Annotated in this window: 13 protein-coding genes, 1 rRNA gene and 2 riboswitches; all 14 genes read left to right on the top strand. The window is 36.7% G+C overall.

The genetic code is table 11. The features are described 5' to 3' along the window. Positions 1-5 precede the first annotated feature (5 nt). The gene (locus tag LCM23_RS24790) at positions 6-491 is read left to right on the top strand and encodes a DUF6985 domain-containing protein (protein WP_095370742.1); all 486 of its coding nucleotides are present in this window, start codon (positions 6-8) and stop codon (positions 489-491) included. A 964-nt stretch (positions 492-1,455) separates the two neighbouring features. Next, positions 1,456-2,466 carry an ABC transporter substrate-binding protein gene (locus tag LCM23_RS24785; protein WP_224939200.1) on the top strand — a complete coding sequence of 337 codons (1,011 nt, stop codon included), beginning with the start codon at positions 1,456-1,458 and terminating at the stop codon, positions 2,464-2,466. A gap of 811 nt (positions 2,467-3,277) precedes the next feature. Next, positions 3,278-4,132 carry a hypothetical protein gene (locus tag LCM23_RS24780; RefSeq protein ID WP_224939199.1) on the top strand — a complete coding sequence of 285 codons (855 nt, stop codon included), beginning with the start codon at positions 3,278-3,280 and terminating at the stop codon, positions 4,130-4,132. Positions 4,133-4,240: 108 nt separating this feature from the next. Next, positions 4,241-4,447 (top strand): hypothetical protein, encoded by a 207-nt coding sequence (locus tag LCM23_RS24775; protein ID WP_224939198.1) that lies wholly within the window; start codon positions 4,241-4,243, stop codon positions 4,445-4,447. A gap of 107 nt (positions 4,448-4,554) precedes the next feature. After that, entirely contained in the window at positions 4,555-5,934 is a 1,380-nt protein-coding gene (locus LCM23_RS24770) for a VWA domain-containing protein (RefSeq protein ID WP_224939197.1), read from the top strand. A gap of 284 nt (positions 5,935-6,218) precedes the next feature. After that, positions 6,219-7,073 (top strand): hypothetical protein, encoded by an 855-nt coding sequence (locus LCM23_RS24765; RefSeq protein ID WP_224939196.1) that lies wholly within the window; start codon positions 6,219-6,221, stop codon positions 7,071-7,073. Between the two features lie 449 nt (positions 7,074-7,522). Then, a complete protein-coding gene (locus LCM23_RS24760) occupies positions 7,523-9,226 on the top strand; it encodes a transglutaminase domain-containing protein (RefSeq protein ID WP_224939195.1) in 1,704 nt (567 codons plus the stop codon). Between the two features lie 480 nt (positions 9,227-9,706). After that, the gene (locus LCM23_RS24755) at positions 9,707-10,660 is read left to right on the top strand and encodes an AAA family ATPase (protein ID WP_224939194.1); all 954 of its coding nucleotides are present in this window, start codon (positions 9,707-9,709) and stop codon (positions 10,658-10,660) included. 1 nt (position 10,661) lies between these two features. Continuing rightward, complete coding sequence (locus LCM23_RS24750) at positions 10,662-11,858, top strand: DUF58 domain-containing protein (protein ID WP_224939193.1); 1,197 nt, start codon at positions 10,662-10,664, stop codon at positions 11,856-11,858. Next, positions 11,855-14,047 carry a transglutaminase TgpA family protein gene (locus LCM23_RS24745; protein ID WP_224939192.1) on the top strand — a complete coding sequence of 731 codons (2,193 nt, stop codon included), beginning with the start codon at positions 11,855-11,857 and terminating at the stop codon, positions 14,045-14,047. Before LCM23_RS24750 ends, LCM23_RS24745 begins: the two co-directional genes overlap by 4 nt. A 69-nt stretch (positions 14,048-14,116) precedes the next feature. Further along, positions 14,117-14,218, top strand: a riboswitch (purine riboswitch). Positions 14,219-14,425: 207 nt separating this feature from the next. Then, the gene (guaA, locus tag LCM23_RS24740) at positions 14,426-15,946 is read left to right on the top strand and encodes a glutamine-hydrolyzing GMP synthase (protein WP_224939212.1); all 1,521 of its coding nucleotides are present in this window, start codon (positions 14,426-14,428) and stop codon (positions 15,944-15,946) included. Positions 15,947-16,018: 72 nt separating this feature from the next. Next, positions 16,019-16,531, top strand: a complete 513-nt coding sequence (locus LCM23_RS24735) for a GNAT family N-acetyltransferase (protein WP_224939191.1) — start codon at positions 16,019-16,021, stop codon at positions 16,529-16,531. 164 nt (positions 16,532-16,695) lie between these two features. After that, positions 16,696-16,799: riboswitch (purine riboswitch) on the top strand. A 127-nt stretch (positions 16,800-16,926) separates the two neighbouring features. Continuing rightward, positions 16,927-18,255, top strand: a complete 1,329-nt coding sequence (locus LCM23_RS24730) for an NCS2 family permease (protein WP_095370727.1) — start codon at positions 16,927-16,929, stop codon at positions 18,253-18,255. Between the two features lie 766 nt (positions 18,256-19,021). Then, positions 19,022-19,230: ribosomal RNA gene (locus LCM23_RS24725) — 16S ribosomal RNA — on the top strand; the annotation flags it as partial.

Raw genomic sequence — 19,230 nt, 5'->3', positions numbered from 1 at the left:
ATAAAATGACAAATATTAATGATGAGTTGTTTGGAGAACTTGAATATAAAAAAAATTTCTGGCGAGGCGAAATGACTATTAAAATGTTTAATGTTGAGAGAAAAATAATATTGAGTGTTGATGCGCATGAAGATGCTGATTTTTCAAATATACAAAGAGATGCATTCCGTAATTTTATTCAAGATATGAACCATATTATGAGCGAGGCGGAGAAGGAAGTCTATGAGTATTATAGTGAGAATGTCGATGAATATAGAGAAATGTTAGAAGATGAATCACAAGCAAATAAAATTGCTCCTAAAATAGATTCTTTAACTGGGTTAGCAGAATTAGTGAAACCTACTGAGTTAATTGTAAGAAGAGTAAGGAAGAATGGTAAGAGAAGATTGGGGTTATTGTGCGATGTGTCTTGGGATATTGAGGATGGATTGGGTATAAAAATTGAAGATGAAGTTGTAGAAGAAGTAGGATATCAAGATATAGTACTATAAACTTATAGAAAAATGAGTGGCATAAAATAGAAGATAGCACTTGATTCTGAATTTGGTATCAAGTGCTTTTTTATGTAATGAGATTGGTTGAAAACAATAAAGAATACTTATGTAAATAAGTGCCATCATGGAGTACCTTGTAAACTTTCTTCATCGAGAAAAGTGCGAGAACCGAGCGAGATGATATTTTATATGGCAGGGATACGTATGATGCTGCAAAGCCCTTAAACTAAATAAAGACAGTGCTCGTGGCGATAAACAATGATTAACCCAAAAGGTTACATTAACAAAACAGTATAAATAAAAATAGGTTGTACTTTTCTTGGAGAAACCCCGTATAATACTCGCTATTCGCTAAAAAGCGTTACACAAATTACATTTTTCGTAACAGGAGGGTCAAAGTTGAATGTTGTTGGGTATATTCGAGTTTCAACACAAGGGCATTGCGAAGGATGGATAGTTTGAAATGTCCAGAAGATGAGATTAAAACATATTGTAAAGAGCATGGATGATACATATTTATAGAGATGAAGGAATCCAGCGGTGTAAAATTAAATGTAAGAAGCATTAGAAATAGACAGGGTGGGCTTACAGGAGATGTGGGCTCACCTTTCTTCTGTCCAAATTAATTCTGCGGTGGTGTTAAACCCAAGCAGGCTTTGGCGCTCGGAATGGGCCTTTCAAAGAATCCCAAAGTATTTGATTGCCAAATAAAGGAACCACGTACTTTTTGTAATTTAGGAAAAGTAACGTGAATATTAAACAAAATAACCAATACCTCACTCACTCTTTTCCAACAAAAAATTAATGCAAAAATTGTAGAACTTTCAATAAAGGAATCTTCATATCCATAGAGAATGTCTTGTGATAAAAAGAAATATCGTTATAAAGTTTATTGCTTTAAATCAAGAAAGAGTGTTATTATCGAAATATTAAAAAAGTTATCAAGTGGGGGTAGTAGGTTATGAGGAAATTATTGGCAGGTTTGATTGGTAGTTCAATGCTGCTTCTTGGTGCATGCGGTTCTTCAGGTGCTGATGAAGCAAGCGGCAGTGAAGGCAATGAAAAAGAGCAAGAAGTTGTTAAGATTGGCATTACACAGATTGTTGAGCATCCTTCATTAGATGCAGCGAGAGAAGGCTTTATTGCTGCCTTAAAGGATGCGGGTTATGAAGAGGGAAAGAAATTAGAATTGGATTATCAGAATGCACAAGGTGATGCTAATAATAATATGTCCATTGCGCAAAATTTGGTTAATGGCGATAATGATTTAATTCTTGCAATTGCAACTGCTAGTGCTCAGTCAGTAGTACAATCAACAAAAGATATCCCCATATTATTTACAGGAATTACTGATCCACTCAGTGCAGATCTTGTAAAAGATTTGGACAATCCAGGTGAAAATGTAACAGGCACATCTGATACTCACCCTGATGCGATAAAAAATACAATCGCTTCTATTAAAAAGTTTGTCCCAGAAGCGAAAACGGTCGGAATTATTTATAACGATGGGGAAGCCAATTCAATTGTAAACGTTGAAAATGCTAAAAAGGCGCTAGAAGAGAATGGGCTTGAGTATGCCCTAACAGCGATTTCTACCAGTTCAGAAGTCAAACAAGCGGCAGAGTCACTTGTCGATCGCTCCGATGTCTTTTATATTCCAAAAGACAATACCGTTGTTTCGGCTTTAGAATCAGTTATCACAGTAGCTAATAAAGAAAAAATCCCCACATTTGTTGGTGAAAGTGATTCAGTTGAAAGAGGCACATTCTCTTCTTATGGCTTTGAATACCATGATCTCGGTTATAAAACAGGTGAAATGGCTATCGAAATATTAAATGGGAAGAATCCCGGGGACATCCCCGTCGGATTCCCAGATAACTTGGAATTAATCGTTAATAAATCGGCTGCCGAGAAACAAGGTGTTGAATTGACAGATGAACTATTAGAGGGGGCTAAAGTCATAGGTGAATAATTTTAGTCATGTAAGAGAGGTGTAGTTACTAAGCTACACCTCTTTTTATATGAAATCGTTGTCGAACTATGTCAACAGTTTTCCGTATAATTAAACAGTTCATCCTAGAAATATCTTAAGTATTATAGAGTCTATAGAAGATAGATATTATTTCAATAAAATAATGCCGATTAATAGATAATTAAGTATTCCATTGAATTACAAAAAAAACCGATATTTTTTATGCGTTTTATTATCCATTTGAAGAGATTAAAACACATCGAGTGGAAAATTACTCTGAGTGAAGGGTTGGGATTTTTAAGAAAAGATTTTTAGCATATATATGAGTATATTTTAAATAAAAACGACGTTTGCTTACAAAATAATTCTAAAGAACTATAAAAATATATATTTGATTATTATTCGCCTTTAGGTAATTGGAATTGTTTCTATGCGCCTGTACGCTTGCCCGTCTAACCTCACATAAAAAATCTCGAAATTGAGGGAAAGTTAGTACAAAAATCACAGACAAAATTCGACATCGACGATAATGAATTTGACGGAAATTTAAAGCCGTGTTAGTAAATATATAACAGTAATAAAGAAAAATTTTCAAATTTATCATGTTTAAATCTCTTTAATCAAGGTAAAAAGTAATGAATTATTTTCCAAATATTACTTAATTATAGAAAATGAAAATATATGGGAGAGGAAGCATAATGGTGAGATCTAAGTGAATTTTATTTGATGTCTCTTACTTTGAAGATACAAGATGTTTCTTTTGTTGAATGCATCGGTAAGTATGCTTTGTCTTTTATAAAGGGGTATTGAAATGATTAACGTGAAACCAACAAAAAATCATAAAAAAAGCATCAAGGCTCATAAACGTTTATTTGAAAAATGGAATATGTGGGAGTTCGCATTTAAGCAAGGGCGTGATTATTATTTCATAGTTGCTTATATGCAAATAACCGGTAAAGTAACTGGTTATTTAATACTCGATCAAAATGGCAATGTTCCATCGTTAGATGAAGCCAAAATTCCTTCATATAATTTAGTTCTCTATAACACAAAAGTGAATAATGCTGTGACAGAGATGGTTATTCAAATGAAGAAAAGTATGAAACCATATGAAGAGATGTATGAAGTGCTAATGGCATACAAAGATTATATTCTTAAAGAGAAACCTTTATTGGAAAGCTCTATAAATTCGATTATAGAACAGAGTAGAGAAGGCATGAAGAGGCCAGTAAAGATTCGAGATATTGTAATGAAGTTGGGTAATATGCAAAGAGAGATAACAAGAGGTACAGGTTATTTTGAAATAGCCTTTTTAAATAGATTTGAAGAAGAATATGGAAAATATGCAGAAATAATTTATACCTTTATAAAAAGAGAAGAAGAACTAAAACCTGTCTATGAAGAATTAAGAACAGTTGTTTCTTTGCAAGAAATGGGGTTACCAGCAAGTGGAAAAAAGAAGATTATTGGTATACTGGGTGCATGGTTATCTTCATTTGACAGAGTATTGAAGAAATCTATCAGTTCTTTTGAATTAGATGATCGAGGAAATAAAATTCCCATTGATTTAACCAATATTAAACATTCTATATCGAAATCCAGTGAGGAAATTGCGAAAAGGGATTTTAAGCGACTAATTTTACCTATTATGAGAAATCCAAAATAAATAGGAAAACTAAAAAAATATTTCCCTGTTTATCCATCAAATGGCTTTTATTTTTTACTATTTCACACGATACAAAATTTTAGGATCTATATCAGGAGGATATTTATAATGTCAAAGAAAGAACGCAAATGGAAAAGAATCTATTTATTTATTATGCTATTTGTCTACATCCTCTTCGTTCCCATTTCATTTTTTGAATGGTTACTTTCAGGTGATCGTTTTCCAATAGCCGCAACGGTAGTGGCTATTGCTCTGCCTTTTATGCGTAAAAATCATTTGAATACTATCAGAAGGGAAGAAACAGAAAGCGTATAGAAGTAAATGCTATATCTAAAGAGATATGGCCATTTTGCGAAGAAAATGGCAGATAGTAAAATCTATCGATTGTCTTATCTAACAATATATATCTGGAGGATTCAACCATGAAAAATCGTTCCATACTCTACCTCCTAGTTCTTTTCATTCTCTTGGCCGCCTGTTCAGCAGAAAAAGAGGCGAGTAATCAAAAAGAAGATGACCAAAAGAAAGCAGGAGCGGAAGTAGCAGAGGAGCAACAAAAATCGGACGAAGAAAATGAATCAGTGGAAGACGTAGATTATGAAGAATTAGTTGTGAGAGAACTGCCTAAAAGTATTGAAGAAGTTGTTGAATATCCTATTGGTGTGTTAGGTGTTGAGGATATCATGTTTGCTGATGAGCGGATAGAGGCGATCTTAAAAGATATTCCTGCTTTACCAGAGGATGCAAGTCATGAGGAATTACAGAACTTGACAAACTATTTGTATTCAGTATTTAAGATGCCATACGAAGACCCGAAAGTTTCTATTGAAGAAAGCAGTTTAAACAAGCCTGAGGAAGCCGAAGAATTAGCATCTAAAGAACAATATAATGTAGAAATTGTATTGGACGCCAGTGGAAGTATGGCAAATTATATGGGTTCTAAAACAAGGATGGATTTAGCTAAAGAATCAATAGAGAAGTTTGCATCCACATTACCGGAAGATGTGAATTTAAGTTTAAGAGTGTATGGCCATGAGGGGTCGGGTTCAGATGAAGATAAGAAAATGTCTTGTGCTGCCAATGAGTTAGTATATGAATCGCAAACATATAATGAGTCAGAATTGTCCTCTGCACTTAATTCTTTTGAACCAGCAGGATGGACACCGCTAGCTCAGTCGATTAAGGAAGCGAAAGAGGATCTATCAAAGTACTCTGGAAAAGAGCATAAAAACGTTGTCTATATTGTCAGTGACGGAATTGAGACATGTGATGGCGATCCGGTAGCAGCTGCGAAAGAATTAAAAGATTCGGGAATCTCACCGGTGGTTAATGTCATTGGATTTGATTTAGCCAGTAAAGATGAACAGCAACTGAAAGACATCGCCAAGGCAGCAGATGGTAGCTATGTAAATGTAAATAACCAAAACCAGCTTAATGATGAATTAAGTAAGACAGTAAATGATACTCTGAAATGGATTAAGTGGAGTAGTGGTGAAAAAATAAGTGCAATTTCAAAGTCTAACGAAGAAATAATGGGAATTATTAGTCTGGAAAATGAATGGAAAGCTAAATTATTTAAAGAAGAAGACATGATTATGCAATCAATTTATGAATTACAGAATAATAATAAACTTACCAAGGAACAGGTAGATAAAATGATTTCATCTGTTAAAGAGTTTTATAAGAGCCATCATGCTTCTATAAACATGTTGAATGATGTATTAATTGATTTATCATATGAGAATCTAGATGAAACTTTAGATGAAATTGATAAGTTATATGATGAAAATATACCAAATTAATCAGATGGGATATATAAATATCAAGAAACCAGTAAAGTAAAGGTAGAATCAACAATTTAGATAAAAAGGTATAACCAGTAATTAAAACATATGAAGTGATGTATGAAGTCTTTAAAGCTAATAAATTTTCATATTCTTAAAGAGAACCCTCAAATGGAATTAACTATTGATGCCATTAGTCAAAAAAAGTAAAGAAGGGACGAAAAGACCGGAAGAAATTAGAGAGATTGTGATGAGTCTAGGCAGTGTATCCAATTGCATAATCAACAAGGAGATGTAACACATTGATAGACGTAACTCCCAATTCGACTCACAAAAAGAATATCAATCAATATAAAAGGTTTCTAGAAAAATGGGATATGTGGAATTTCGCCTTTCTATATGAAGAGGTGTATTTCTATGTAGTAGATTACTCCAGAATTACTGGTAAGCTATCAGGTTATTTAATCTTAGATAGCAATGGTGACGTACCCTCGTTTGAGGATGTGAAAGTACCAGCTTACTACTTAATGTTATATAATACGCTAATGCATAATACGATTAACGGAATAGGTCCTCAAATGAAAAAAGGTATGAGTACGTATGAAAAAATGTATCAACTTTTAGAGAAAAATCGAGATAGGATTATTAAGAGTAATCCCCAATTGAAAGAACAATTGGATCAAATGATTGAACATAATAAAGAAGCAGCAAAAAGACCAGAGAAAATTAAAGAGATTTATTATAATATTGGGGAAATGCAAAGAAAAGTAACTAGGGGATCTGGATATTTTGATACTAACTACTTAGTAAGATTACAGGATGAATTTGGAAAGTATGGCACATTAATGTATACATTCGGAATAGGAGAGCGAGCATTAAAAGGTCCTTATAAAGAATTAAGTCAATTGTTATCCACAAAGGGTCTAGGTGTTCCGTCTAAAGATAAATCTACAATTAAAGCTTTAATAAAGGCATGGTTATCAACAGTGGAAACAAATTTAAAGAAGTCCATGGCTACCTTTGAATTAGATGAGAGAGGAAAGAAACTTTCTATCGATCATCAAAATATAAAACAATCATTAGCAAATAATAGGGAAGAGATTGCTAAGCGAGATTTTAATAAAAAGATATTACCTTTACTAAGAAACCCACAATAATGTTGAGACTAACTCGACTTCGACCAAACCCAAGCCAAAGGAAGGAAGTTCTCATGCTAACTAATAAGAGAATAACCCTGCAGACTCTCTCCGATGCTTTTTTTTGTAATACCTAGGGGTGTTAGTGTTGAATAATAAGTTCATAGTGTTTTCCAGTTTCATTCCCTTGGGTAAAGTGTTTTGAACCAAGGTAATAGCTGACAATATTATCAATTGATATTTGCCAATCCCAAACCATCTACCTCCAAGAATCAACCCCCAATATCCACATTTACTCCTTTCTCCTTTTGTAAAGCAAAGGAAAATCTTTTATTGTTATTCATATAGTGGTAAAAGTGTGAAAAAGGGGTAATTGGATAGAGAAACTTTTTACCTTTTGTATCGTAAGTATGATTGAACTGATTTTTGTAATGATATGTTTGATAATTAGGGTTCGTAAGGAGGTTAACATGTTAAAACGAGTTTCGTTGTTTCCTATATTACTTGTGATGGCAGGTATGTTGCTGATTGGCTGTAATGATAAGGGAGCCGTGAGTAGCGAAGAAGTGAAAAAGCAGGTTGATCCGTATGAACAGTTAGTGGAAGAAAAGAATAAGGAGTTAGAGCTAGAGCCTTTGACATTAACGACGTATAGTGATGAAATTGGTGCAACGTTTGATTCGCCGGAGTACCGGGAGTTTGCGGCGAATGGTACGGTGACGATTGAGGGGAGCATTGAGGATTATCGAGGATTGAAGTCTGGTTATGCTTGGATTAGTGTGACGGCAGAGGAAGACGGGGTTGCCGGAAGAGAGCATGAATATTATGCGCCTATAAAAGAGGGTCAAATCAAGCAGGATATTCAGTTTTTTAATGGCGAAGGTACGTATCATATAAAGGTACAATTACCCGATGATGAGCGGGAGAATTATTATTATGATACAGCACGGTTTACTGTTCATAATGTGAATCCGGATGTGAAGAGAGATGTGACGTATACACCATATGGTCAAGAAGTAGGACTTTCGTTAGGGTTGGATACAAGCTTCTTTGAAGCAGAAGAAGTTTTCCCATTAAAAGGTGTGGCAGAAGGATTGGATGAGGAAGATACAGTAATGCTTCGCGTGTCGAAGGGAACGGATAATTGGAATCATGTACTCGCCGTTAATCAAGAGCACCAATTCGATTATGAGGTGCCCCTCTTTTATGGAGAAGGCTTGCATAAAGTGGAAGTCATGGTACCGGATGGTGACCGAGAGAATTATTATCAAACGGCTACGACTCTCATGGTGAATAATACATCTCAGCAAACGATGGAGCCAATCGAGTACTCTAGCCTTTATAATGAACGAGGGGTAACTTTAGAAACGCCTGCATACAGTGGAGATGAATCGAGTGGTGATTATACCATCAGTGGAATGATTCAACCTGAAGCTGAATTAGCGAGTGAGACAACACACCTTTATGTATCGAGTAAAAAGGGTGAGGATACGGCATTAGATGTGATTCCAGTTCAGGATTTTCGCTTTGACGATTCCTTTTATTTGAGGTTTGGACCAGGTACTTATGATATTACGGTTAGTGTACCTGAGATTACGAAAGAAAATAGTGATACCTTTCGCTTTTATAGCGTAGCTAAATTTCAGGTGGACAATACCGGTGAAGATCGCCGGGATTTGTTACCGTCTCGTGGAGTTCAGTCCGACCATCCGAAGATTAATAGTTTAGCAGAAGAACTGCTTCAAGGGGTGGAAGGCGACCGTGAGAAAGCAAAGGCGATTTATGACTATGTGGCCGAACATATCGCTTATGATGTGGAGAAGTATAATACAGATGACTTTCATTGGGATGACAGTGCCTTAAAGGCATTGGAAACGAAAAAAGGTGTTTGTCAAGACTATGCCTACTTAGCCATTGCTTTGCTGAGGGCGAGTGACATGGAAGCAAGGTTTGTTGAAGGTAATGCTGGTTCTGGTTTTACTAGAGGGGCGCTCGGTGGCCGCCATGCTTGGGTAGAAGTGAAGGTGGATGGTGAATGGCTAACAATGGATCCTACTTGGGGTTCTGGTTATGTAGAAAATGATACCTTTGTGGCAGCCTTTAACGAAGATTATTTTGACCCGGAACAAGCCTCTTTTGAGGAGACCCATTATCGTACGGGTATATCTTATTAAAAAAAAAACGACATTCCCGAGCGAATGTCGTTTTTTTTTATGGCTCATTTATGTTGAAAACGGATGGATACCTTGTTAAGAAAAGGATATTTTATCACTTTATTTACGTTAAGATCATGTTTAAATAGATTAATTATTTGTGCACAGATTAAACATCGCCTTTCCTTTAATAGCGTTATAACTATATAAGATATGTGGAAAGGGGGGATTAGTCGTAACTGTGAAGGGATGAACATTTATATAACCATTTATAAGCCAACTTAACCGAGTCTGAATGATTTATCTTAAGTGTTAAATCATATAAAATAAGAAATATAAATGTTTCTTCATTTTTATTCTTTTTTTTCCTAAATCATAGGAAGAAAGAAGATGAATTTGTGCGAAGAATGGTAGATTTCACAGGAATTTAGCAAGATTTAGCGAATAGAAGTATAAGTAAGGAGAAGAATGCCCTTTATTAAAAAATCAGGAGGATGGTCAATGAATCATAAAATGAATCCGGTTGTCGAGCAAGTGCTCATTAATATAGATAAAGTAATGATCGGTAAAAGAGAAGTGGCAGAATTGAGCTTGGTTGCCTTATTATCTGGTGGTCATGTGTTACTTGAAGATGTGCCTGGTGTTGGTAAGACGATGATGGTTCGAGCGCTGGCAAAATCGCTAGGTGCGAACTTTAGAAGAATTCAATTTACCCCTGATTTATTACCATCGGATGTGACAGGCGTTTCAATTTATAATCCGAAAGAAATGGCATTTGAATTCCGCCCGGGTCCAATAATGGGTCAGATTATATTAGCAGATGAAATCAACCGGACATCCCCTAAAACACAGTCCGCCTTATTAGAAGGGATGGAGGAGAAGAGTGTAACAATTGATGGAGTGACTCATCAATTAGGTAGCCCTTTTTTTGTTATGGCGACACAAAATCCGATTGAATATGAAGGAACTTACCCGCTCCCAGAAGCGCAGCTTGACCGTTTTCTGTTAAAAATGCGTATGGGTTATCCTGAAGGAACAGAAGAGATTGAATTATTAAGTCGCGTTCAAAGTGCACTCCCTATAGAAGAAATACAGCCAGTAATGGAGTTAGAACAGCTGAGAGACATGCAGGCGAAAGTGAAAGAGGTGTATGTCGATCATTCCATTAAAAGCTATATTGTTCATATGGCTGAGCAAACAAGAAACCATAAACATGTGTATTTAGGTGTTAGCCCTAGGGGGTCTATTGCTTTAATGAAAGCATCACAAAGCTATGCGTTTATGCATGGAAGAGATTATGTCCGCCCTGATGATGTGCAATATTTAGCAAGTGCGGTCTTTAGTCATCGCTTAATTCTCAAGTCAGAAGCAAAATTTGAAGGGGTCAAAGCAGAACAAGTGATTGAGAAGATTATCGATGTTACACCGGTACCAGTGCAAAAGGCTGTGAAATAGGATGAGGCGGTGGTTATTCGCAGTAAAGGGTGTATGGAAGTTAGTGTTATTGTTCCTTTTACTACTCATTACTTTTTCATATGCGATGTTTCAAGGAGGATTTGTCAGCTGGTTCTTATTTTATAGCTTTTTACCGTTTGGTTTATATGCATTTGCACTGGCAATGTATCCGTTGCATCGTATCCATGTAAAGAGAGAACTTTCCAGTCAAGAAGTGAGTGCAGGAGATACACTATCGATACGTCTTTCTATTCATATGGATACGACTTTTCCGGTATTTTTTCTTGTCGTCGAAGATCATATAACTTCTTCGCTCCAGATGAAGAAACATATGTTATTTCCTGGATTTCGTAAAAACATCGTTGTTTCGCAATCATTTAAGGAAATCCCTCGCGGAGAGCACGTTTTCCGATATGTTCGGCTGAAAATAGGTGATCCACTTGGATTAATCGAACGTGAAGTAAACATGTCACTCGAAGACCGCATGATTGTGTATCCTACTTATGAAGAAATGGTTTATCAACCATTCAGTCATCAATTTGATCAAGGAATGACGGCTTCAGATGAAAGGGTGCAGAGAGATACTTCTATGGCTACAGGCGTCCGTGAATATCAACCAGGTGATCGTTTTTCTTGGATAAACTGGAAAACATCCGCCAAGCGTAATGAAATGATGGTTAAAGAATTTGAACAACGCAAATCTCATGATGTATATCTTCTCATGGATCGTTTTCCTGAAGTGTATTTTGAAGCAATCGTTTCTTTTACCGCTTCTCTTGTACATGCAATACTGCGAAAAGGGGCACAGGTAGGGTTCCTTTCAGCGGGGAGAAATCGAGTGGAGTTCCCAATTCTTGGTGGTGAAGGGCAGCTACAACGAATCTTTTATCATCTAGCTACAGTGAAGGCGGATAGTAAACGTCCTTTAGAACAAGTGTTAGACGTAGAAAGAGGTCTTGCCCAACAAAATGATCAACTACTGCTTGTTACTGCCAAACTAAACAAACGTTTGATTGAAAAGGCGAGCTTTTATTCTCAAAAAGGAAGTGTGACGATTTTTCTTGTGAAAAGAAAGGAAGAACAAGCAGTACAAGAGGAAATTCGTTTAAAAGACACCGCTACTTCAAGAGGAATACGTATACAAATTGTGCATGAAGGTCAATTTTCTGCCGCATTCTCGGAGGTGAGGAGCGGATGATGAAGAGATTTTCTACTTTGGTTCTTTATCTATTTGGTTTTCTCCTCATTTGGGAGTGGATTAGGCCGTTAGAGCAATTAACGGATACAGGGAATGTGTGGGTGTTCTTACTTTTCCTATGTATTGCCCTTGCGATGGATTTTTTAAAATGGCATTGGGTCATTCGTTTTGTCATTAATGGAGCAATTATTTTCTTCAGTTTAATGTATATTTATTTTCTTGATCAATATGGACTGATTGGCTCGTTTCCTATGATGATTCAAGAGTTATTTGATAACTTTTTGACGATGTTACAAGCGCAATGGACCGCTATAACAGACATGTTTAGGACTTTATTATTCTTCATTCTTTTATGGTTGATGTCTTACCTTATTCAATATTGGCTCATCCAACGGAGACAAATTTTTATTTTCTTTTTCATGACATTGGTCTATATTACTGTTCTTGATACATTCACACCATATAATGCAGAAATGGCAATTATTCGAACCGTAATTTGTGGATTTTTAATGATGGGGATTCTCGCCTTCTATCGTCAACTAGAGAAGGAAGATATTGAGACGAAACCATCGAAACTAAGCAAATGGATGATCCCTCTAAGTGGATTGGTGCTCATCAGTTCTCTCATTGCTTTCGCTGCACCGAAGGCAGATCCGATTTGGCCTGATCCTGTTCCTTATATCACTTCATTTAATGAAGATAGTAGAAATGAAGAAGCTGGAGGGGTGCGGAAAATTGGCTATGGTGAGGATGATTCTTTATTAGGTGGCTCTTTTGTTCCTGATGATACTCTTGTGTTTGTTGCGAAAACGGAAGATCCCCATTATTGGAAAGTAGAGACCAAAGATGTCTATACAGGTAAGGGGTGGGAGCTTTCAGAAGAAGATCGTGGCAGCCAGTTTTTTGCATCAGGAGAAGAAGTGCCTTTGGAATCATTTTCAGAGAATGAAAATGTCGTTGTTGAGGAAAGAGTCAGTAATGTACAAATGAACAGAGCACGTCCTCAAATTGTCTATCCATTAGGGATAAAAAGTTTTCAAAGTGAAAACATCCCATTTGAATTGAATGAAGCGCTTGAGAAATTTTCAATTAGATATGCAGAGGATTCTCTCATGCCAACTTATGACGTAATCTTTAATGAACCCACTTATAGCGTGAATGCATTGAATACAGTTAATAATGATAATCACGGTTTAGATTCAGCGTTTTATGAAAGGTATACGCAATTACCCGAAGATCTCCCTGATCGTGTGCGTGAATTGGCAGAAGAGATTGTGGCAGGGCATGATAATTGGTTTAACCAAATTCGTGAGATTGAAGGCTATTTTGCTCGATCGGGTTTTGTTTATTCACAAAGAGATGTGGCTGTGCCAGGACCAGATGAAGATTATGTCGACCAATTTTTGTTTGATACGAAGTTAGGTTATTGTGATAACTTTTCAACAGCAATGATCGTGCTAGCCCGTTCTGCTGGTATTCCGACTAGATGGGTTAAAGGGTTTACAGAAGGTGAAAGAACCAACGGAAATGAATTAACTGTTGGTACTTATGACATTACGAATAACAATGCTCACTCATGGGTGGAGGCTTATTTTCCTGGCGTTGGATGGATTCCGTTTGAGCCAACAACAGGTTTTAGTAATCCTGTAGAATATGAGTTTGATTTAGATGAGGAAACAACGCCTAATAACGCGGAGGAAACGGAAACACCGGAAAGAGAAGAGAGTCCAGATGAAGCAGAAACGACTGAACAAACAGAAACAGCGTCAAGCACTTTTAGTTTGACGAAGCTATGGGATTCGGTAAAGGAAGCGGTTCAACAACATTGGAAAAAGATTATTTTAATAATCATCGTGCTTGCTTTCATCGGTTACCTAACGTATATCAAACGGGGTAAATGGCTACCTTACTTCTATATTTGGACATACAAACATCGTAATAATGATCGGGATTTTGAGAAAGCGTACCTTGTTTTACTACATGAATTTTCACGGTTCGGGATGAAAAGGAAACAAGGACAAACCTTACATTCTTTTGCCAAAGAGGTCGATCGTTTGCTTGGGCATCAACAGATGAGTCAGCTAACGGCAAGTTACGAGGCTTATCTATATAGTGGTAAGCAAGAAAAGGGCATTTGGAAGAGAAATAAGGAATTGTGGGAAAATTTAATAAAAGCCACAATCGCTTGACCGTTAAAATAACCTGTTGTTAAAATAGTTGAATGAGAAGTCATGGATTCATATGCATGATGACTATCAATAATTTTAACGAATAACCTTCATATATCCTTGGTAATATGGTCCGAGAGTCTCTACCAGACTGCCTATAACAGTCTGACTATGAAGGCAGAATATATTTAGCCTAGCTAGATTTCTGCCTTCTGACTATATTTTCGGGGGAAGAACTCTAGTTTTTTGTATGAAATAGTAGGTGTTGGATAACCTACAAATGATACATTCGGAGTCACTCTTCATATATGAAGTGGAATAAAAGAATGAGGGAATCATTCTATCAATGTTGACGAGGTGAACAGCGTGACGGGGAAAGTAGAATTGCATGACCAGGAAATGATCGTTGTACTAGACTTTGGTAGTCAGTACAATCAGTTGATTACACGCAGAATTAGGGAGTTTGGCGTTTATAGTGAATTACATCCGCATACCATTACTGCACAAGAAATCAAAGAAATGAATCCAACAGGAATCATCTTCTCTGGTGGTCCAAACAGTGTTTACGGCGAAAATGCTTTTCGTTGTGATCCAGAAATTTTTGAATTAGGTCTACCAATCTTCGGTATTTGCTACGGTATGCAATTAATGACGATGCATTTCGGAGGAAAAGTAGAAGGTGCAAAGCAGCGTGAGTACGGTAAAGCTGTATTAAAATTACAAAATCAATCTAAATTATTTGCCGATCTTCCTGAAGAGCAAGTGGTTTGGATGAGTCATGGTGACTTAGTCGTTGAAGCACCAGAAGGTTTTGCAATTGATGGTACTAACCCTTCTTGTCCTGTCGCAGCGATTAGTGACGAAGCACGTGGGTTATACGGAGTTCAATTCCACCCAGAAGTACGTCATTCTGTATACGGTAATGATATGCTGAAAAACTTTGTTTTCGGTATTTGTGGCTGTAAAGGCGCTTGGTCTATGGAGAACTTTATTGAAATCGAATTGGAAAAAATTCGCCAAACAGTTGGAGATAAGAAAGTCCTTTGTGCACTTAGTGGCGGAGTGGATTCTTCTGTTGTTGCTGTTCTTATTCATAAAGCGATTGGTGACCAATTAACATGTATTTTTGTTGATCACGGTTTATTGCGTAAAGATGAAGCAGAAGGCGTTATGAAAACTTTCTCTGAAGGCTTCAATATGAATGTCATTAAAGTAGATGCTAAGGAGCGTTTCTTAAGCAAACTTGAAGGTGTCAGTGATCCTGAGAAAAAACGTAAAATTATCGGTAATGAATTCATTTACGTATTTGATGATGAAGCACATAAATTAGAAGGTATTGATTATTTAGCACAAGGTACACTTTATACAGATATTATCGAAAGTGGTACTGCAACAGCGCAAACAATCAAATCTCACCACAATGTAGGTGGACTACCTGAAGATATGCAATTCCAATTAATTGAGCCGCTTAATACTTTATTTAAAGATGAAGTACGCGCACTTGGAACAGAATTAGGTATTCCAGATGATATCGTTTGGAGACAACCATTCCCAGGTCCTGGTTTAGGTATCCGTGTTCTTGGTGCAATCTCTGAAGAAAAACTTGAAATCGTCCGTGAATCAGACGCGATCCTTCGTGAAGAAATCAAAAATGCTGGTCTTGAAAGAGATGTGTGGCAATATTTCACTGTCCTACCTGACATTCGTAGCGTAGGTGTAATGGGCGATGCGCGTACGTATGATTACACAATTGGTATCCGCGCCGTTACTTCAATTGATGGAATGACATCCGATTGGGCACGTATTCCTTGGGATGTGCTTGAAGTTATCTCAACAAGAATCGTTAATGAAGTGGACCATATCAACCGCGTAGTGTATGATATTACTTCTAAGCCACCAGCAACGATTGAGTGGGAATAAAACAATACACCTTAGAATCCTAGTTTGGATTCTAAGGTTTTTTAATAAGTATTCTTTTTGGGAGGGTGTTAGGTGTTATATTTAAAACAGGCACAATTAGAAGAGTTAGATGAAATCATGTCCATTGTTGACCGAGCAAGGGAAACGATTGTTAAAAGAGGTATCCCACAATGGCAGGATGGAGATGGGCCCAATCGAGAAATCATTACACAGGATATTTCGAATAAGGAAGCTTACGTGTTGATGGCGGAGGAACGAAAAGTCGGTATTGGCACGATTTTAACTGCGCCAGAAGAACCTTATGAGCAATTAGTGAATTGGGAGAAAGCAGAAACGCCGTATGCATCGATTCATCGAGTAGCGATTGACCCAGAGATACAAGGAAAGGGTTATTCGAAGATATTGCTTCAACATTTAATTACCGCTGCTAGGCTCAATGGATTTCGTGATATTCGCATTGACACCCATCCCGAAAATGAAGTCATGCAAAAGGTTATTCAGAAAGCTGGTTTTTCCTATATTGGGGATGTGGAACTAGATGTTCCAAATGGTAATCGATTTGCCTACCAAATATTGCTTAAATAAAAGAAGTATTGCTTCATAAATCCATTTGGTTTATAGTAAAACCAAATGAAATTACGTAAATAAAGTGGAAAATAAACCTAATTCCGAACAATGGTAAAAAACGGACTAAAAATGTTCGTTTTTTATATTGACTAGGACTTTTTTAATTGCTAATATAATAGAGAATTAAATATTAAAAACATCTTCGTATAATGTTGGGAATATGGCCCAAAAGTTTCTACCAAGTTACCGTAAATGACTTGACTACTTGATGTGTGTGCGTAATAAGGGAATGTGCTTTAATTATTATACTAATCTTATTTTTACATTCCATGTTACTTATACCATCCCTGTTGTCAAGACTTCGGTTGCTTTCCGAAGTTTTTTTAATGCCAACTTTAGGGGGAAAATTAAAAATGAAAAAGTACTTCCAATTCGACGAACTCGGCACCAATTTTCGCCGTGAGATTATTGGCGGGATTACAACATTCTTAGCTATGGCTTATATATTAGCAGTCAACCCTGCTGTACTATCGTTAGCAGATGTACCAGATCTTCCAGATGCTATGAGAATGGACATGGGGGCAGTCTTTGTTGCTACAGCTTTAGCAGCCGCGATTGGTTCAATCCTCATGGGGGTTATCGCTCGTTATCCAATAGCGCTTGCTCCAGGTATGGGTATAAACGCATTCTTCGCTTATACTGTCGTACTGACAATGGGTATTTCATGGCAACATGCTTTAGCTGGAACATTTATTTCGGGTGTGATTTTCATTCTATTATCACTATCCGGTATTAGAGAAAAAATTATTAATGCGATTCCAGCACCATTAAAATTTGCAGTATCTGCAGGGATTGGCTTGTTTATTACATTTGTTGGTGCACAAAACGCTGGTCTTATTGCAAATGATGACGCAGTGTTAGTTGGTTTAGGTGATTTCTCTGATGGTAATGTGTTATTAGCTATTTTTGGTATTATTATTACTGTTATTTTAATGACAAGAGGTTTAAAAGGCGGTATTTTCATTGGGATGGTCGTAACGGCAGTTGTTGGTATGATCTTCGGCCTGGTGGATGTGCCTCATAAAGTCGTTGGAGCAGTACCAAGTATTGCACCAACTTTTGGTGAAGCATTCGGTTCTTTTGGAGACGCATCATTCTACTCAACACAAATGCTTGTGGTTGTATTAACATTTTTATTCGTAGACTTCTTTGATACAGCAGGTACACTTGTAGGTGTAGCGAATCAGGCGGGATTAATGAAGGACGGTAAATTACCAAGAGCAGGAAAAGCTTTACTTGCTGACTCAACAGCAACTGTTGCAGGTTCAATTTTAGGAACATCTACAACGACTTCTTATGTAGAATCTTCTTCAGGGGTCGCTGCAGGTGCAAGAACAGGTTTTGCTGCTATTGTAACAGGTGTCTTATTCTTACTAGCAATCTTTTTCTTCCCAATTGTGTCAGTAGTTACATCAGCAGTTACAGCACCGGCCCTAATTATAGTAGGGGTATTAATGGTTGCTTCATTAGGTAATATAGATTGGACGAAATTTGAAATAGCGGTACCAGCGTTCTTAACTATCTTAGCGATGCCTCTTACCTATAGTATTGCAACAGGTATTGCAATTGGATTTATTTTTTATCCAATTACAATGATTGTTAAAGGGAGAGCGAAAGAGATTCATCCAATTATGTACTTCCTATTTGTAGTATTTGTTCTGTACTTTATTTTCTTGAAATAATATCTAGGAGGAAATATCCACTCCTTAAATAGCCAGTTCCCATCATTTATTGGGACTGGCTATTTTGTTATTTATAGGGTGAAAATTTCATTTTTGGTAGAAGACCTTTGCAACTTAGCGACTGGTAGTTGCAAAGGTCTCTTACTTTCTCTATTATGTATGTTCTATTTCTACATATATTTCCTGAGATTTTACAAGTTAATTCTACTAAACTGATACAATTATGATGGAAATGGTGTGATTAGGTATTTCAAAGTGATGTGACAAGAATCCATTAGCCAAAGAGGAACAGTTAAGCTTATAAAGCGAAGAAATGAGTAGCGAGATTTTGAGTTTTTGACAAAAACATTGGTTCTATTCTTCTTACTCAAATGGAAGGAGTGAGGAAATCTAATTGCTTTGTAAGAAGAATAAGAGTTTCTCGAATGATTAAGAAATAAATGTTTAAATGCCTTATAAAGGAGGTATATATACAACAATAGTATTTTTATAAAAAAACTTTATATTTGCTGTTGACGAAAGTAGATAGGGATGATACTATTATAAAGCAGTCGTTGATAACGCTTTCTAAGATTACTTTCGAAAAAAGAATTTTAAAAAGTTGTTGACAATAGATTGCGAGAATGTTATATTAGTAAAGTCGCTTCTGAAGCGAACGAGATTGTTCTTTGAAAACTGAACGAACGTAAAACGTCAAGCGTAATTCTAAAAAAGCTGATTTATCAGCAACAAAGCACCATAGGTGCAAACGAGCTAATCAAACACTTTATTGGAGAGTTTGATCCTGGCTCAGGACGAACGCTGGCGGCGTGCCTAATACATGCAAGTCGAGCGAATCTGAGGGAGCTTGCTCCCGAAGGTTAGCGGCGGACGGGTGAGTAACACGTGGGCAACCTGCCTGTAAGACTGGGATAACTCCGGGAAACCGGGGCTAATACCGGATAATATCTATTTATACATATAATTAGATTGAAA

This window comes from Cytobacillus kochii (assembly GCF_020171845.1).
GTDB classification, from domain to species: domain Bacteria; phylum Bacillota; class Bacilli; order Bacillales; family Cytobacillaceae; genus Cytobacillus; species Cytobacillus kochii.
Note: the sequence above shows the minus strand (reverse complement) of the source record. Positions and strands in the feature narration are given on the sequence as shown.

Bases quoted from the DNA above. Each gene is read 5' to 3' on its own strand.
- LCM23_RS24790 (WP_095370742.1), top strand. From the start codon at position 6: ATGACAAATATTAATGATGAGTTGTTTGGAGAACTTGAATATAAAAAA.
- LCM23_RS24785 (WP_224939200.1), top strand. From the start codon at position 1,456: ATGAGGAAATTATTGGCAGGTTTGATTGGTAGTTCAATGCTGCTTCTT.
- LCM23_RS24780 (WP_224939199.1), top strand. From the start codon at position 3,278: ATGATTAACGTGAAACCAACAAAAAATCATAAAAAAAGCATCAAGGCT.
- LCM23_RS24775 (WP_224939198.1), top strand. From the start codon at position 4,241: ATGTCAAAGAAAGAACGCAAATGGAAAAGAATCTATTTATTTATTATG.
- LCM23_RS24770 (WP_224939197.1), top strand. From the start codon at position 4,555: ATGAAAAATCGTTCCATACTCTACCTCCTAGTTCTTTTCATTCTCTTG.
- LCM23_RS24760 (WP_224939195.1), top strand. From the start codon at position 7,523: ATGTTAAAACGAGTTTCGTTGTTTCCTATATTACTTGTGATGGCAGGT.
- LCM23_RS24755 (WP_224939194.1), top strand. From the start codon at position 9,707: ATGAATCATAAAATGAATCCGGTTGTCGAGCAAGTGCTCATTAATATA.
- LCM23_RS24750 (WP_224939193.1), top strand. From the start codon at position 10,662: ATGAGGCGGTGGTTATTCGCAGTAAAGGGTGTATGGAAGTTAGTGTTA.
- LCM23_RS24745 (WP_224939192.1), top strand. From the start codon at position 11,855: ATGATGAAGAGATTTTCTACTTTGGTTCTTTATCTATTTGGTTTTCTC.
- guaA (WP_224939212.1), top strand. From the start codon at position 14,426: ATGATCGTTGTACTAGACTTTGGTAGTCAGTACAATCAGTTGATTACA.
- LCM23_RS24730 (WP_095370727.1), top strand. From the start codon at position 16,927: ATGAAAAAGTACTTCCAATTCGACGAACTCGGCACCAATTTTCGCCGT.